This window comes from Paenibacillus sp. NAIST15-1 (assembly GCF_001894745.1).
GTDB lineage: Bacteria > Bacillota > Bacilli > Paenibacillales > Paenibacillaceae > Paenibacillus_B > Paenibacillus_B suaedae.
In genome coordinates this window covers 68,023-85,129 of the sequence record NZ_BBYF01000012.1, presented here as the reverse complement: position 1 = coordinate 85,129, position 17,107 = coordinate 68,023, and the positions used below count along the sequence as shown (strand labels likewise).

Here is a 17,107-nt window from a genome sequence, read left to right as displayed (position 1 = left end):
TACATCTAGAATATTCATATACCACTTAACCCAATGTTTGGGCATATAAGGAGGAAGAAGCATGTTGTTGCAATTTCCAAAACCTGATGTTGAACAATATTTTCAATCGACAGTCATCCGCCAGTTCACGGTGAGCCTGGACGAGACAAAGCTTATATTCAGCAGCAACTTGAATGGTCATTACAACTTGTGGGCCATAGATTTGAATCAAGGCAAGCCATCATTCCCATATCCATTAACGTATAACGATCAAGTAAGCAATTTTATCTCGATTGATCCGCAGCAGCGTCATATCCTATGCGGCTTCGATAGAGATGGCGATGAGAACTATCATATGTATGCGCTTCCGACAGAGGGAGGAAAGCCTCTGCCATTGCTTGAGGCAGATGAAAAAGATAAGTTCTATTTTGCACATTTGTCTGATGACGGGGAGCGTGTCTATTATTGCACGAGCCGGAATAACCCGTCCTTTTTGAATGCTCGTGTATACAATCTCCGTACGAAGCAGGATGAGCTGCTTATTGAGGGGCAGGATGCTCTGCATCAGCTGGAGTCAGTAAGTCCGAGTGAGAAGCGGTTCGTGTATGCCAAGTCTTACGGCAACACCTATCAAGTTTGCTACGTACACACGGAAGAGGGGGACTTCCCTCTTGTTCCTCAAGCTGGGGCGGATGAGGTGCACCTGAGCTTGAGCGCGGTCTTTGTCGATGAGGATACGGTCGCCTTCTTGACAGACTACAAGGCAGAGTTCGCTTATGTGGCTACCTACCATATTCCTACCCAGCAATATGCTGAATTGTGCCGAATTGAGCATGAGAGCGGCATGGAACTCAAGTGGCATAAGGATACACGGACGCTTTATCTCGTGACAGAGGTCGGAGTAGAGGATAGATTGTACCGTATTCCTCTTGATACAGGCACGCCAGAGGCAATCGAGATGCCGACGCCAATTTTGAATCAGCTTCATGTTGCGAAGTCGGGAGCCTTGTACATCCTCAATCGTGGTGCGGTTACGCCGACCAATATCTATAAGCTGGAAGAAGGCACAACTTGGGTGCAGCTTACGCAAAATATGCCGGTTGGTCTAACATCTGAGCAATTAGTTGATCCTGAGGTTGTGTCCTATTCCTCCTTCGATGGGATGGAGATTGAGGCTCTGTTGTTCCGTGCGAAGGATGAACTGGCGAACGGTTATACGATTTTCTGGCCGCATGGCGGGCCTCAGTCCGCAGAACGCCGCTTTTTCCGCAGTATGTTCCAATACTTCCTTGCACAAGGGTACCATGTATTTGCACCGAACTTCCGCGGCAGCACGGGCTACGGCAGTTCCTTCGTCAAGCTTGTCGAAGGCGACTGGGGTGAAGGGCCACGTCTCGATTGTGTGGCAGGGATGGAGTGGTTGTTCGAGCAGGGCATCTCTTCGAAAGAGCGCCTCTTCGTGGTAGGTGGCAGCTATGGAGGTTATATGACGCTTCTGCTAGCTGGACGACATGCCGATTACTTCCGAGCTGCTGTCGATATTTTCGGTGTCAGCAACTTATTCACGTTCTACAATTCTGTACCAGATCATTGGAAGCCGATTATGAAGCAATGGGTAGGGGATCCGGAACAGGATAAGGAACGCTTCATCACGGATTCTCCGATTACGTACTTAGAGAGCATGACGAATCCGATGCTGGTTATTCAAGGGGCGAATGATCCTCGCGTTGTGAAGGAAGAGTCTGATCAGATTGTTGAGAAACTTCGCCAGCTTGGGCGCGAGGTGGAATATATTGTACTGGATGATGAAGGACATGGATTCTCTAAGAAAGAAAATGAGATGCGTGTCTATCGAGGCATCGTCGAATTCCTGAAGCGACATCATGAACAAGAAGCGGTGTCAGCAGTTGCGGCAGAAAATGTAGATTAGCAGAACGTGAATAGCGGTCATTGCCATCTAATATAACGGATGGTTTACATCAATGTGCAGCGTACTAGAAATGAGGTAATAGGCAAGTGACGCAGGAGGAAGTATTAACAGGCGGCAATGTGAATCATATTGTGCGCATGGCGAACACGGTTCGCCGCCCAACAGGCTATTGGAGTCCGTTTGTACATGAACTGCTGCTACATTTGGAGCAGCAAGGTTTTGAGGGGGCGCCCAGATTTCTCGGAATCGATGACTCTGATCGTGAAATCTTGTCATTTATTTCTGGAGAAGTTCCAGGAAACAACTACCCTGACCTTGAACCATACATGTGGTCGGACGAGACGCTTGTAGGCTTGGCGCGTCTTCAGCGCCGGTTCCATGATGCGACAGAAGGGTTCGCTTTCCTAAGAGGGGGCAAATGGCAGCTCAGCTATCCTGATGAAGGCGAGCATGAAGTAATCTGTCATAATGATGCTGCATTGTATAATGTAGTCTTTCAACAGGAGGCGCCTGTGGCGCTAATTGATTTTGACATGGCCGGACCTGGTCCGCGTATGTGGGACATTGCGTATTCTCTATACACATCGGTTCCGCTTTCCAGTTTCGCGCCGGATCATTGTATTGGTAATACAGTAGCATACCAAGCAGATTTACACGCTGTAGAGCGCCGTCGGCGAATTCATTTGTTTCTTGAAGCGTATGGGAGTCCGGTGCCTAACGATTTGCGGCGGTGGATTATTGAGCGTTTGACTGCGCTGTGCCATACATTGAGAACGGGGGCCGCTGATGGAAATCCTGCCTTTCAAAAAATGGTGGAAGAAGGACATTTAGCGCATTATGAAAGCGAAATTCAGTTTGTATCCGATCATTTCGATGATTGGATATCGGATTGAATAAAGTAATTACACAATTCAGGAGCGTTCATTGAAAGTGATCGATCGCCTTTTAACGTGATTTTGTTTGAGCAGACAATCATGAATCATGAATAGAATATATTCATATTTCGACCTGCGCAGATGAGCATATAACTTGCTCTCTGCGCTTTTTTTAATGCTGTTTGCGATCGGTATAGCGTGTCTTTTTTACCACGATTTTGTCGGACGAGCAGACCCCATTTATGTTACAATAGGTGGACTGATAAGAGCGGAAGGAGAGAAAGATACGACGATGCGGATGTCGAATATGCACCATTTTACAGAACATCATCGTTATGTGACTTACCGGGAATTTAGCTTAAGCGAGTTGGATCAGAAGATGCTGTCCCATGTGTATCAGCCAATGGTGGGGGCATTTGCGATCGGCATGTATCAGCTTCTCTGCCAGCATGTAGCATCGGACAAGACGGGGTATTCAGCAATAGATGCGCAGCGCCGGTTGTTCCTTCTTCTTGGATTGGAGCCAAGTGAGAAGGGGCGTACGTATTTCATAGAGCAAGCCTCCAAGCTTGAAGCTGTAGGTTTGTTGAACACGTCAAGAGTGATGCTGCCTGATATGGATGATTGTATGTATGAGTATGAGATGCAGTGTCCGCTGTCTCCGAAGGAATTTTTCGAGACACAGCATTTGACGCTTCTCTTACGGGATAAGGTCGGCAAATATGCGGTGCTATCCTTGCGCCAGCAGTTTACGACGGAAGATCCCTATGAAGGAGTCGCCTCCAATATACAGCGGGAGAACATATCTGTTCCTTTCTATGAACTGTTCCGATTAAATACGCATGTCATTGATTTCGAGCTGGAACAGGCGCTTCAAGAAGTAGCCCCGAGCCGAACGACAATTTCAGATTCCGATCCAGAATCCGTTGACATCAATTATGCAGATATTATTATGCGGTTCCCGAAGCAATCCTATAATCGGAAGTTCGTAGAACAACTTCGATACAATAAAGAAAGTATGGGCACAATTAATTACGTTGTCCGCAAGTTCGAGCTGACTCTACAGGAACTGTGCCGCTTGCTGGATGAAGACGGTGTCTTCTCGCAGGATGGGGTAGTTGCACTGGAGGAACTTCAGCACCGGGCCCACCTTCACTTCCGTCAGAACAAGCGAAGAAGCGAACATCGTGAGCGAGTGCAGCATCGAATTGAGCAGAAGGAGCAAGTGAAGGAAGAGCATGAAGAGGAAGTCGCGGTGCAAATGGAATTCTATGTAGAAGTGCCGCCGCAATTCCGTGATAAATGCGATATTCATCAATACAATATGCTGCTTCGCAATACACCGTATACGCAGCTGCTTGAGAAGTTCTTCCCGGGTGCTGTTCCGGACTCATTCCTTGATATGTTTACCAAGATGGACTTGAATTATAAGATGCCTGATGAGGTTATCAATGTTCTTATTCATTATTTGATGACGATGCTGGTAAGCGGATCGGAGCACAGATTGAACCGGAACTTCGTTGAGGCGATTGTGTCCAATATGCTGGTCAAGCAGATTCGTACGTATGAACAAGCAGTTACGTATACGCGTGAGCAGACGCAGGTGAATGGAGCAGGCCGAACACAAGCCTCTCGTGCAGATGCAAGCAGACAGCCTCGTTCGCGCGGCCGCTATAATAACAAAGCCGCCAAGCCTTCGATTCCGGTCGTGCAGCCTAGTGGAGCGGGATCTGGATCAGGATTGTCGCCTGAGGAGCTGGAGCGCGCACGTGAGTTAGCGCGACGCTTGGACGAAGGGCGCGTATAATTGAGCGATATCAGAATGGAGGTGCGAAGTATGGAATCAATCGGAGATATATTGAAGCAATTGCCGGTTAATGCCCGCAGAGCTCATGCGGAACAAAAAATTGAAAAGCTGCTTACTGATCCGCAGGTCATGCAATTTCGCTCCAAGTATCCAGAGCTGACGGAACGCGACCTTCGCATCAATATGAACAAGCTGTATCAGTATGTAACGGAATATGATCATTGTTCCCATTGTCCGGGCTTGGATCAATGCCCAAATGACTTCCATGGCCATTACACGATGTTGAGCGCTGACAACTTGAATGGGCACAATTATATCTATGATCGGAAGGTGCCCTGCAAGAAGCTGCTGGCAAGTGAACGCCAGCAGGCGATTCATAATCGAGTACGCTCCTTCTATGTGGACGAGACTGCATTGAAGCGGGGGTATTCGGCATCCGAAATACTGGAGAATGATATTGAACGGACGCCTGCTGTTTTAAGCATCATTGAATATATTGAGAAGACGAAGAGTGAAGGCTTAATGCCAGAGGGACTGTATCTCGTAGGATCGTTCGGAACCGGCAAGACCTTCTTGATGAGCTATGTATTGTATGAGCTTGCCCGTGCCAACTATACGGGGGTTATCGTATATATGCCTGAGTTCGTGGAAGAGCTCAAGTCGATGTTCCAGGAGCCGCAAAGGCTGCGGGAGACCATTGAGATGATGAAGGAAACCGATCTGCTCGTATTCGATGATATTGGTGCTGAGAATATAACGCCATGGGTTCGGGATCATGTGCTTGGCTCGATCTTGAATTATCGGATGAACCGCAAGCCTACGTTCTATACGTCGAATTATGATATGGAAGCCTTGCAGAAGCACTTTAGCTTCACGCGTGAAGGTGAGGATGTCCATAAGGCCGAGCGACTGATGAATCGGATCGCTCCATTTGTCAAAGAGGTGCACGTACAAGGTCGGAACAAGCGTGGAAAGTAAAGTGGATTATCCAATGAGTGTTGTATACGAGCCTTGTTTCAGTGGCTCCATACAAATTACAATAAAGCCCGGTCGCATCTAGTGCGAACCGGGCTTATTTCACGAGCTGTGGATACCACTGTGGTGCGTTCCACGAAGGGAACGCACCGTAGCCAGGGTTAGGAGATGATGAACTTCACGATAACCATGCCGAAGAAGACAACCGTCATAAATCCGGCCATTGCACCGAACCCGAACATCAGATCGGAGAAATCGTTGCGCGGTTCCTCGTTCACATGCTCACGCGGATCAATTGCTCTCGCTTCCATCAAGGGGCCTCCTATCTTACATGTCTGTTGCAATGACGTATGTCATGGCAGCGACAGGTATTTTCACCCAATTTCTTATCGTTTTTAGTATACCGAACTGCGTCGTTACTGTAAAGACAGCGCTCTCTTAGGATGTGACAAATTGGATGCAAAAATGAGGTGCGAATTTCACATAAAACCTTGAACTGTGGTATACTTTACATGTTGACTCAAATTGTAAGCTTCTCACATAAAGGAGGAACCAAATATGGCTATCGTTAACGTATCCGACCAAACGTTCAAGACTGAAGTTGAAGGTCAGCAAGGCGTTGTATTGGTCGATTTTTGGGCGCCATGGTGCGGCCCTTGTAAAATGCTTGCTCCTATTCTTGATGAATTGGAAAGCGAAGTAAACGGTCAAGCGACTGTTGCAAAAGTGAACGTGGATGAGAATCCTGAATCCGCATCTCGCTTTGGCGTAATGAGCATCCCTACAATCATCGTGTTCAAGGACGGCCAACCTGTTGATAAGGTTGTAGGCTTGAACTCCAAGGATGCATTGAAGAACTTGATCAGCAAGCATCAATAATCGAGTTTGTCCACAGAGGACAACCTATAGAAGGTCTGTTCTGTTGCGGAACAGCTTGAATGAGCTTGATGTGGTCGAAGCGCAAGCTATAGATTGCCAGCCCTTCCCGTTGTGGGAGGGCTTTTTCTTATGTCTCCGCTCGTATACAATAGGATCATATATTCGTATTATAGAAGAAAGGGGGAGGACGATGAGCGAAATAGACAACAACCAATCCAATTGGCGGGCAGTTCGCTGGAAGGAGCGTTGGAACGAACGTTATTCTACGGACGAGCAGCAGGAGCTGTCGCCAGAGGAACTTGCAGAACGGGAACAGGCATTGGAGCGAATACGGAATAAGCTGGCTTTGCTTCCTGATTCGCCAGGATGCTATCTTATGAAGAACCATGAGGGAACCATTATTTATGTCGGTAAGGCCAAAGTGTTGAAGAACCGAGTGCGTTCTTATTTCAATGGCAGCCATGATGGCAAGACACAGCGGCTGGTCTCGGAAATTCGCGACTTTGAATATATCGTCACTTCCAGTAACATGGAAGCCCTCATTTTGGAATGTAATCTAATTAAGCAGCATCATCCTAGATATAATGTGCTGCTCAAGGATGATAAGACGTTCCCATATATTAAAATTACGAATGAGCGCCATCCACGGCTTGAGGTTACGCGTCGTGTGCTAAAGGACAAAGCGAAGTATTTCGGCCCATACCCGAACTCCTTCGCTGCAACACAGACCAAGAAGCTGCTTGATCGCTTATATCCGCTTCGCAAGTGCAATACATTGCCGGATCGAGTGTGTTTGTACCACCATATTGGACAATGCCTTGCGCCTTGTGTATACGAGGTAACAGAGGCACAGTATGAAGAGATGGTGCAGGAAATCGCGAAGTTCTTAAGCGGTGGACATGAGGAAATTAAGAAGGAACTGCAGCGGAAGATGGAAGAAGCCGCTGAAGAGATGCAATTCGAGCGTGCTAAGGAATATCGGGATCAGTTGATCGCGATTCGTGCCATTATGGAAAAGCAGAACATTAATACGTCTGATCAGCTTGATCGCGACGTATTTGGCTTTGCCGTAGATAAAGGCTGGATGTGCGTTCAAATTCTATATGTTCGCCAGGGCAAAATGATTGAGCGGCATGCAACCAAATTCCCATTCTATGGGGAACCTTATGCAGACTTTATGTCGTTCGTTACCCAATTTTATAGTGAGAATCCTGCGCTGCCGAAGGAAATACTGCTCCCTAATTCGGATCGCCTTGGACTATTCACTCGCAAGGAAGATGGAGGAGAGAAGGACGCGGGCAGCGTAGATGCTGATGAGCATGCACAAGATGCTGCAATTCAGGATGAGCATGAGCCTACGCAGGCGGAGTCTATCGATGAGGAAGTGGATGGCGGCTCGGATGGCAGTATAGCGGGTGCCGAGGAGCTTCAGCAGTGGCTGAACGTCAAAGTGCACATTCCGAAGCGCGGGCTGAAGAAGCAGATGATTTCGATGGCGATGGAAAATGCGCGTGTTGCGCTCGATGAGAAGTTCAAGATGCAGGAACGCAATGAGGATCGTACGTTGCGTGCTGCTGAACGACTCGGAGAAGCGCTTGGCATCGACAATGCCCGCCGTATTGAGGCTTTTGACAACTCGAATATTCAAGGCTCAGACCCGGTATCGGCTATGGTGGTCTTTATCGATGGCAAACCCGCGAAGAAAGAATACCGGAAGTACAAGGTACGCACAGTGCAAGGGCCGGATGATTATGAAACGATGCGCGAGGTCATCCGCAGACGGTATGAGCGGGTCTTGAAAGAACAGCTCGACATGCCTGATCTGATTATTGTGGACGGTGGGAAAGGCCAGATGTCCGCTGCCCTTGATGTGCTGGAGAACGAGCTTGGCTTGACTATACCAGTGTGCGGCCTGGTGAAGGACAATAAGCATAAGACAGCGCAATTGATGGCGGGTGATCCGCCTGAAATTGTGGCACTTGGACGAGACAGCCAAGAATTCTATATGCTGCAGCGCATTCAGGAGGAAGTTCACCGCTTCGCAATCTCGTTCCATCGGGAGCGGCGTGCGAAGTCTATGGTCGCGTCAGCGCTCGATTCAATTCCAGGTATAGGCGAGAAACGGCGCAAGCATCTGTTGAAGCACTTCGGCTCGTTGAAGAAGATTCGCGAGGCTTCGGTCGAGGAATTCCAGCAAATCGGGATTGGCGAGAAGTTGGCGAATACGATCATGGCCTCTCTCCGGCAAGAAAAGGAACCACAGGAAGCCGAGCCGGATGCCCCAGACATGGAGGCTGCCCATACGGATAATGACGTGAACAATGATGAATAAAAGAAAAGCTGGAAGCCTTGCAGGTTGTTGCTGCAAGGCTTCTTTTTTCGAGCCGGTTCCGACAGTTCCGGTTGACGTAATGGACTTAAGCTTGGCCCTGGAATCGGCGGCTTTGCCCCACTAGGCAGGGATACGGAGCACCGAGCACCTAATAAGCAATCTCCCCATCGCTCAGAATCGATGTTGTCATACGTCCCTGACGAGAAGGGAACGTGTCCAGCGGGATGGCCGCTTGAAGCCTTCTGTATGTATGGGAGATGATCCGGGGAAATTTAGAGCGGGGAAACGTTCCTGAGGAGGGAGAAAGTGAGCGAAAGGAAGGGGAGACTGTCTATAAGGAGGTTACTTCGCCTTGGTAAAGACACAGGAAGGCGGAGAATGGTGCGACAACTGGTTGGCGGCATGCTTAATGTTGAAATTGTAATAAAGAAAAACAGCATTGCTGGGCTTGTCCCGCAATGCTGTTACATGTTTCTCGAATTTATAATCCTTAAGATTTCAACTAACCGTTAACCGGATCTCTAAAATTAGTAATCAAAATACTATTACCAAAGTTATCTGTTGGTCTTATTGCACTAAATTGATCGTTCCCAGATTTGAAAGTATAGCTTTCGGCAACATTCCATGTCCAAATTTCTCCTTGCTTGTTCGGCGGGATTTCTACTTCAAATTTATCTTCATAGGACATTTCTTTTCCCCATTCCTTATTGACAGAGGCTTTAAAAAATTTAGCGAAATCAGCCCCTACGGAGACTGTTGTTTTTCCAGTAGACTTCCTAGTCACTGTGCGCTTCCATACGAAATCTTTCTTTGTTCTATTTTCAGTATAGTCCACCTTGTAGTCATAATTGAATGTACCGCTATATCCAACATATGAATACCCTGAAGCAAATGCGAAGTTGTTCACTTGAAAACGGTCTTCTTTTTTAAGTCCATGCTGCTCCATATATTTGTGAGCTTTAACCGGATCGCTGATGTAAATAACAGGGATGATTTTTCCATTCTGGCTTGTGATATATTCAATCTTATCAGGCTGAGTCATGTTCACATTCATTTCGCTGGCGAATGCGTTGTTGTTCAGGGGGACGGCGAACATGCCAAGAAACAGGGTGAATGAGATGGAAAAAAGAATCATTTTTCTCATTTTTTAATTTAATCTCCTTATATTTGGAAAACATTTACTCTATCACGTATTGGGAAAATATGCTATATTCTTTTTGAGATTATCATCAAAAAAATCAATTTAATCATCGAAGATGGAACGGGAAAAGATTTTCAATCGTAATTTTGGGGAGGCGATTTTATTTTTAAGTGTGGAGTAGCGCTTCTATATGGGGCTTTTACGCATCTGTTGCTGGTTATGTTTTGGAATGATTACGTATACATGAGCACGCTGAAAGATACGAAAAGCGCAATAAACCAACCTTTCTACTATATTAACGACAGTTTTTGGACGATGTTCAAAATTGAAATTGGGCTCGCCATCGTTTTGATTATCGCATCGTTCTTCATCAAGAGAGAGCCAAAATGATATTGCGCGACATAAAAAAGGCCTGACAAGGTAAACCTTGACCGGGCCTTTTTCGCAACAAGCGTTATTAACGCTTGCTTTTGCGAAAACATTCATTACTGTGAAAAACGAGGCTTCCTGCTTCTGCTGTACTGGTGCAGTCTGCGCATGCCATACAAGATCCAGCGGCAACGCCAGATAGAATAAGCCAAGCGCGAGGTCGGCCGCTGTCTCCTCCAGCACTCTGATAGAGCGATGCTGTATGAAACATGACTGAGGTCTTGGCTCACTGGCTGCCTCAGTCATGTTTTTTTGTAGAGGGCTCTCCGAACGAAGCACCCACTGCGCATTATCTCTTATTCGCAGGCTTCATCCCCACGGCAAATACGGTAAAGCCTAACCTTTCATAGTATGGAATGAGTCCTTCTTCACAGAAAAATTGAAGATGCAGGTTATGATTGCTGCACTGCTCCATCAGCAACCGACTGATTGCAGTTCCAATCCCTTGGCCTCGATAGTCTGGATGAACGCCCAGCCCACACAAGTACGCATTTATTATCCCATCTGAAATAATTCTTCCCGTGCCGATCAACTGATCCTCATGATAGGCGTAAATAGCGCAGTAGCTTTGCTGCATCGCCTTTAGCAGCTTTTCTTGTGACAGCCCCAAATATGTGTTCCATTGAAGATGTTCATACAACTCGTAAATCTCCCCTGCTGTAGGAAGCTCCATTTCATATCGAATTCCCATTGTACAAACCCTTTCTCCATCAAGCTAAATGTCCTTCTCTCCTCATGATTACCGCGAGGCAGCAGTGTGATCTTTTCGATGGCGAATCGTGAGTGAGTTGATCTTCCTCCTATCAATCTTCTTGCAATCGAACAAAATGACGTCACATTGCAAACAAATACACCCCCACACCTAGATGATTGAGCGGATGTTCAAACAAAGTCCCCCCCAATGAGAAACAGCCTTCCGTGTAAAAACGCTTACATCTCATCTACAATGATACCTACGATGTGCCCATCAATTCGAGCTGTGTTATAGAAAGAGCCGATCATCCAGTCTCAACATTATCGTACGGCAGCGCCTGTTGCACTGCAACCTATGATCACGAACAACAAAGAAAGGAACGAAGCCCCTATGGAAATAAGAAAAAAACGATCGTTTTCGCTTCGCATGCATTCAGCCGTGCCTTATTTATTCATTATGCCATGGATTATTGGCTTTCTCGCATTTACGCTCGGCCCACTCATTTTTTCTTTCATTATCAGCTTCTTTGATTGGCCAATTGTTGGGGAGAAGACGTTTGTCGGCTTGGATAACTTTATTAACATGTTCACGGATGATCCGTTATTCTGGACATCACTGACGGTTACGGTGAAGTTCGCCATTATATTTGTGCCCGTTAACATTCTAATTGCGCTTGGACTTGCGATACTGCTGAACCGCAACGTGCGGGGCAGTGGATTTTTCCGTACAGCGTTCTATGTACCTTCCGTTATTTCCGGTGTCGCGCTGGCGATGATTTGGTCGTGGGTGTACGACGGAGAATATGGAATTTTGAACTATGCCTTATCGCTGATAGGGGTAGAAGGGCCGAACTGGCTGAACGACCCGAAATGGTCTCTCGTAGCGATGGTGTTCGCCAGCCTGTGGGGACAGGGTTCCATGATGCTCATTTTCTTGGCGGGGCTTAAGAACATCCCTCGTGAGCTGTATGAGGCTTCCGCCATTGATGGTGCAGGGACGGTATCGCAATTTTTCCGGATTACGCTGCCTATGCTTAGTCCGACCATCTTATTTAACTTGATTACAACGATTATTTCTGCGTTCCAGCAGTTGACGCTCGCCTTGGTGTTAACGGGTGGAGGCCCGCTCAATTCCACGTATTTCTATGCGATGTATATGTACGAAAATGCCTTCAAATATTCCAAGATGGGCTACGCTTCTGCGAATGCATGGTTCATGTTCGCGATTGTGCTTGTTCTGACGATGCTCGTGTTCCGCTCTTCGTCGGCATGGGTGTATTACGAAGGTGAAATGAAGGGCGGCAAAGGCTGAGGAGGGGGAGATTCTGATGAAAAAAATAATAACTTACGCACTGCTCATCTTTTTTACCGTGTTGTTCTTGGCGCCCTTCTATTGGATGCTCTCAACATCATTGAAGTCGCCCGAAGAATTGTTCTTGTTCCCACCGCAATGGATTCCGAGTACCTTGAATTTCGGCAACTTTGCAAAAGCATGGAATTCACAGCCGTTTGACGTGTTTTTACAAAATTCATTGATTGTATCGGTTATGTCACTTATTGGTCAGGTTGTATCCTCTGCACTGGTTGCTTATGGATTTGCCAGATTCCGGTTCAAGGGCAGCAAAGTATTATTCATTATTTTGCTAGCATCCATGATGATTCCTTGGGAAGTGACGATGATTCCGCTGTATATGGAGTTTAACGCACTTGGTTGGATCAATACGTTGAAGCCGTTGATTGTTCCTTCTTTCTTCGGCTCAGCATTTTATATTTTCCTGCTTCGTCAGTTCATTATGACGATTCCGCCGGAACTAGAGGAAGCAGCCCGTATCGATGGCGCTAATCCGCTGCAATCGTTCATACGTCTCATTGTGCCGCTCATGGCTCCAGCATTGATTCTGGTTGCGGTGTTCAACTTCCTCGGCACATGGAACGACTATTTGGGTCCGCTCATTTTCTTGAACGATCAGAGCAAGTACACGCTGACGCTGGGCTTGTCGCAGTTCAAAGGGATGTATGAGGTGAAGATGGATGCGATCATGGCCGTAACAAGCATGATTTGCTTGCCACCGCTTGCGATCTTCTTCGCAGCACAGCGTTATATCGTAACGGGAATTGCAACAACAGGCATGAAGGGCTAACAACTTGAGCACATAACGCAGATAACGGAGGGATTATGAATGACGCAGCAGATAGATGTATTTGGCCTGAAAGGCAAGACAGCGATCATTACAGGAGGAGCATCCGGTATCGGACGTGCTACGGCACAATGCTTGGCGCGCTTCGGAGCGAATGTAGTTATCGCTGATATTGGGGAAAAGCAAGGGCAGGAGACAGTCGAAGAGATTCGGAATGCCGGGGGAGAAGCACAGTTTGTGTCCTGCAATGTAACGAAGGCCGAAGACTGTGAGCGTGCAGCTCGCATGACGCAGGAATGGTATGGAGGCATTGATATTCTGTTTAATAATGCAGGCGTCATTCGCCGCAAGACGGTCGTTGAGCTGGAGGAACAGGATTGGGATTTGGTCATAGACGTGTCCCTGAAGGGGGCATACCTGCTGTCTAAATACGCGATTCCGGTAATGGCTGCTGGAGGAGGCGGGAGCATTATTAATACAGGTTCCGGATGGGGCTTGAAGGGCGGCGACCAAGCTGCGGCGTATTGTGCTGCGAAGGCAGGGGTTGTGAACTTGACCAAGGCGATGGCGATTGACTTCGGCAAGGACAATATTCGTGTCAACTGCGTATGTCCGGGCGATACAGATACGCCGCTGCTGCGTGAAGAGGCGGTTCAGCTGGCTGTTGAAGAAGGAGCATTCCTTGCTTCCTCCGCGGTAGGAAGACCTTTGGAGCGCATTGGTACACCGCAGGATATTGCGAATGCCGTGCTGTTCTTGGCTAGTGATCTGTCCCAGTGGATTAGCGGCAGTGTATTGGTTGTGGATGGCGGAGGACTGGCGTAACACTTGATCCGAATTATGAAGGGAGAGAACGTAGGTCATGAAGGAACGTCAATCGAATGTGCACCCTTATATTCCGAACACGGTTCCAGAAGTCAAAGCTCAGATGATGCAGGAGATCGGCATTGCGAATATCGACGAGCTGTATCGGGATATTCCGGAGCATTTGCGGATGCAGTCAGAGATGGAGATGCCGCCAGCATTGAATGAGTATGAGCTGAAGCGTCATATTGAACGACTGCTTGCGGCGAATGTGAGTACTTCGCAGGCAACCAGCTTCTTGGGTGGAGGCTGCTGGCAGCACTTCGTGCCTGCTGTATGCGATGAGATCAATCAACGATCGGAATTCGTAACAGCCTACGCGGGAGAGCCTTACGAGGATCATGGACGATTCCAGGCCTTGTTCGAATACCAGAGTCTTGTCGCTGAACTGGTTGATATGGATGTCGTCAACGTACCGACATTCGACTGGCCGCAGGCTGCTTCGACCGCACTGCGGATGGCTGCCAGAATGACAGGGCGTACAGAGGTGCTCGTGCCGGAGATTCTCTGCCCTGATAAGCGCATGATTATTGAAAATTATTTGCATCCACAAATCCGCGTTATCCCAGTTCAAGCCGAGTCGGATAGCGGGCTTCTGGATTTGAACGATCTAAAGAGCAAGCTGTCTGATCAGACAGCAGCTGTCTATATAGAAAATCCGAATTATTTCGGTGTCATTGAGCAGCAAGGCGAGGAAATTAGCCGCTTAGCTCATGAATATGGGTCCATCAGCGTAGTAGGCGTTGATCCGATATCACTTGGGGTACTGACGCCGCCAAGCGGCTATGGCGCAGATATCGTATGTGGCGATTTGCAGCCGCTCGGTATTCGTATGAACTACGGAGGTGGCCAGTCAGGATTTATCGCAACTCATGATGATGAGCGGTTCGTCATGGAATACCCATCCCGCTTGTTCGGCATCGTGCCGACCGTTGTAGAAGGCGAGTATGGCTTCGGTGACGTTGCCTATGAACGTACCTCCTTCGCACAGCGCGAGCAGGGCAAGGAGTCTGTAGGCACACAGACGGCACTATGGGGGATTACGGCAGGCGTATATTTGGCCTTGCTTGGCCCACATGGCATGCGCGAAGTTGGCGAGACGATTATGCAGAAATCCCGCTATGCAGCGAATGCATTGAACGCATTGCCTGGCGTAAATCTGCGTTATGAAAATTCCTTCTTCAAGGAGTTCGTCATTGACTTTACCGCAACAGGCCGGACGGTGAGTGAGATCAATGAATACTTGCTTACCAAGAACATCTTTGGCGGTCTGGATTTGTCTAGAACGTTCCCTGAACTTGGACAGAGCGCGTTGTTCTGTGTCACTGAGGTCATGTCGAAGGAACAGATCGATCATCTGGTGGAAGAGCTTCGAGCTGTGCTGAGTGCGGATGCTGAGCAGGAAAATGGTTCGCTTGCAGGAGTAGCTGCAGCAGGGGTTTCGGAGACAGTGAATATGGCAGAGGGGGTGTGACAAGCGATGCAACAAATCGTTCGGAAGGATCGTACAGTCAGACAATTTCATCAAGCGAAATGGGATGAACCGGTAATATTTGAACTGCATCGAGAAGGAGAGCGCGGCGTTCTCGTTCCAGAAGCGGAGCAGGAGCTTGTTGAAGCTGTTGGTGACGTCGTATCAAGCATTCCGGCCTCGATGCAGCGAGCCAAAGCGCCGCAGCTGCCTGAGATCGGTCAGGCCAAGGTGCTTCGCCATTACTTGCGCTTGTCGCAGGAGACACTCGGCAGCGATCTAAATGTAGAAATCGGTCAGGGAACCTGCACGATGAAATACATTCCGCGCGTCAATGAGCTGCTCGTTCGCAATCCGCAGCTGACGGAGCTGCATCCATTGCAGGATGTAAGCACGGTACAGGGCATGCTGGAAATCACCTATCGACTGGATGAGGCGATGCGTGAGATTTCGGGCATGGACGCCTTCTCCTTCCAGCCTGGAAGCGGAACACAAGCATTGTTCGCAATGGCCTCCATCGTACGTGCGTATCATGAGGCGAATGGAGAAGGCGAGCAGCGTGATGAGATTATTACAACGATCTTCTCTCATCCTTCTCAAGCCGCAACCGCAGCGGTGAAGGGATATAAGATCATTACCCTACATCCGGACGAGGATGGATTCCCGGATATTAAGAAGCTCAAGCAGGTGGTATCGAATCGAACAGCAGGCTTCGTGGTAGCGAATCCTGAAGATACAGGGATCTTTAATTCACGCATTAAAGAGTTCACGGACATTGTACATGCGGCAGGAGGCATTTGCTATTACGACCAAGCTAACGCGAACGGCCTTCTTGGCATCGCTCGTGCGAAGGAAGCGGGATTTGATATGTGCTTCTTCAATCTGCACAAGACGTTCGCGGCGCCTCATATGTGCGGCGGCCCTGCGGCAGGGGCTCTGGGCGTTACGGAGCAGCTGAAGCCATTTTTACCAGGCCCTATTGTTGAGCGCGATGGCGATCAATTCGTGCTGCGCTCGAATCAAGAGCTGAGCATTGGCAAGGTAAGAAGCTTCCATGGTGTTGCGCAGACGATTGTGCGGGCGTATGCTTGGATTCGCAGCTTGGGGGCAAGAGGGCTGCGGGATGTTGCGGAAATTGCGGTATTGAACAATAACTATTTGTACCATAAAATATTACAGATTTCTGGTGCAAGCGCTCCTTATGTAAAAGGGGGACGGCTTGAGCAGGTACGCTATAGCTGGGAGCAGCTGACGCGTGAGACAGGAGTGACGACCGAAGATATTCAGCGCAGAATGTGTGATTTCGGCTTGCATTACTGGACGAGTCATCATCCTTATATTGTACCGCAGCCTTTCACCTTGGAACCAACGGAATCATACTCCAAGGATGACTTGGATGAATATATTCAAGCGTTAGCCCATATTGCAGAAGAAGCTCGCAGCGTACCGGAGATCGTCAAGTCAGCACCACATCACAGCACGGTACATCGGAATATCGAGGAATCGCTGGATGAACCGGCTGAATGGTGCATTACATGGCGAGCTTACTTGAAAAAGACGGGACAGTCGAACGGCCTGCCGGATAAGGAGTAAA

At 48.1% G+C, this 17,107-nt stretch carries 15 protein-coding genes; 11 read left to right on the top strand and 4 right to left on the bottom strand.

The window, feature by feature from the left end; translation table 11 throughout:
- Positions 1 to 64 precede the first annotated feature (64 nt).
- From PBN151_RS21690 to dnaI, 4 genes are all read left to right on the top strand, one after another.
- Complete coding sequence (locus PBN151_RS21690; protein ID WP_072730734.1) at positions 65 to 1,909, top strand: S9 family peptidase; 1,845 nt, start codon at positions 65 to 67, stop codon at positions 1,907 to 1,909.
- Between the two features lie 86 nt (positions 1,910 to 1,995).
- Positions 1,996 to 2,802, top strand: coding sequence for a phosphotransferase (locus PBN151_RS21685; protein WP_227774939.1), 807 nt, complete (start codon positions 1,996 to 1,998; stop codon positions 2,800 to 2,802).
- A 274-nt stretch (positions 2,803 to 3,076) separates the two neighbouring features.
- Entirely contained in the window at positions 3,077 to 4,591 is a 1,515-nt protein-coding gene (locus PBN151_RS21680; protein ID WP_072730667.1) for a DnaD domain protein, read from the top strand.
- Between the two features lie 30 nt (positions 4,592 to 4,621).
- Positions 4,622 to 5,569 (top strand): primosomal protein DnaI, encoded by a 948-nt coding sequence (gene dnaI, locus PBN151_RS21675; protein WP_021258533.1) that lies wholly within the window; start codon positions 4,622 to 4,624, stop codon positions 5,567 to 5,569.
- A 158-nt stretch (positions 5,570 to 5,727) separates the two neighbouring features.
- On the opposite strand, the gene PBN151_RS30820 is transcribed toward dnaI, so the two are convergent.
- Positions 5,728 to 5,877 (bottom strand): hypothetical protein, encoded by a 150-nt coding sequence (locus PBN151_RS30820; RefSeq protein ID WP_005551050.1) that lies wholly within the window; start codon positions 5,875 to 5,877, stop codon positions 5,728 to 5,730.
- 247 nt (positions 5,878 to 6,124) lie between these two features.
- Here PBN151_RS30820 and trxA point away from each other — a divergent pair, with 247 nt between their 5' ends.
- Together trxA and uvrC are read left to right on the top strand one after the other, a co-directional pair.
- Positions 6,125 to 6,445 (top strand): thioredoxin, encoded by a 321-nt coding sequence (gene trxA, locus PBN151_RS21670; RefSeq protein ID WP_005551049.1) that lies wholly within the window; start codon positions 6,125 to 6,127, stop codon positions 6,443 to 6,445.
- Between the two features lie 190 nt (positions 6,446 to 6,635).
- Entirely contained in the window at positions 6,636 to 8,777 is a 2,142-nt protein-coding gene (gene uvrC / locus PBN151_RS21665) for an excinuclease ABC subunit UvrC (RefSeq protein ID WP_083545271.1), read from the top strand.
- 502 nt (positions 8,778 to 9,279) lie between these two features.
- Here uvrC and PBN151_RS21655 read toward each other — a convergent pair.
- The 3 genes from PBN151_RS21655 to PBN151_RS21645 form a co-directional block, all read right to left on the bottom strand.
- The gene (locus PBN151_RS21655; RefSeq protein ID WP_072730665.1) at positions 9,280 to 9,921 is read right to left on the bottom strand and encodes a hypothetical protein; all 642 of its coding nucleotides are present in this window, start codon (positions 9,919 to 9,921) and stop codon (positions 9,280 to 9,282) included.
- Between the two features lie 183 nt (positions 9,922 to 10,104).
- A complete protein-coding gene (locus PBN151_RS31455; RefSeq protein ID WP_227774937.1) occupies positions 10,105 to 10,593 on the bottom strand; it encodes a hypothetical protein in 489 nt (162 codons plus the stop codon).
- 43 nt (positions 10,594 to 10,636) lie between these two features.
- Positions 10,637 to 11,038 carry a GNAT family N-acetyltransferase gene (locus PBN151_RS21645; protein ID WP_072730663.1) on the bottom strand — a complete coding sequence of 134 codons (402 nt, stop codon included), beginning with the start codon at positions 11,036 to 11,038 and terminating at the stop codon, positions 10,637 to 10,639.
- 393 nt (positions 11,039 to 11,431) lie between these two features.
- On the opposite strand from PBN151_RS21645, the gene PBN151_RS21640 reads away from it, so the two are divergent.
- Genes PBN151_RS21640 through gcvPB form a run of 5 tightly spaced genes read left to right on the top strand, consistent with a single transcriptional unit; the run spans position 11,432 to position 17,106 of the window.
- Positions 11,432 to 12,352: a carbohydrate ABC transporter permease gene (locus PBN151_RS21640; protein WP_021252650.1), complete on the top strand. Its 921-nt coding sequence runs from the start codon at positions 11,432 to 11,434 to the stop codon at positions 12,350 to 12,352.
- Between the two features lie 16 nt (positions 12,353 to 12,368).
- Positions 12,369 to 13,181 (top strand): carbohydrate ABC transporter permease, encoded by an 813-nt coding sequence (locus PBN151_RS21635; protein ID WP_021252651.1) that lies wholly within the window; start codon positions 12,369 to 12,371, stop codon positions 13,179 to 13,181.
- Positions 13,182 to 13,220: 39 nt separating this feature from the next.
- Entirely contained in the window at positions 13,221 to 14,003 is a 783-nt protein-coding gene (locus PBN151_RS21630) for an SDR family NAD(P)-dependent oxidoreductase (RefSeq protein WP_072730661.1), read from the top strand.
- A 37-nt stretch (positions 14,004 to 14,040) separates the two neighbouring features.
- Entirely contained in the window at positions 14,041 to 15,516 is a 1,476-nt protein-coding gene (gene gcvPA / locus PBN151_RS21625; RefSeq protein ID WP_072730660.1) for an aminomethyl-transferring glycine dehydrogenase subunit GcvPA, read from the top strand.
- 6 nt (positions 15,517 to 15,522) lie between these two features.
- Positions 15,523 to 17,106 (top strand): aminomethyl-transferring glycine dehydrogenase subunit GcvPB, encoded by a 1,584-nt coding sequence (gcvPB, locus tag PBN151_RS21620; RefSeq protein WP_072730659.1) that lies wholly within the window; start codon positions 15,523 to 15,525, stop codon positions 17,104 to 17,106.
- The last annotated feature ends 1 nt before the right edge of the window (position 17,107 follow it).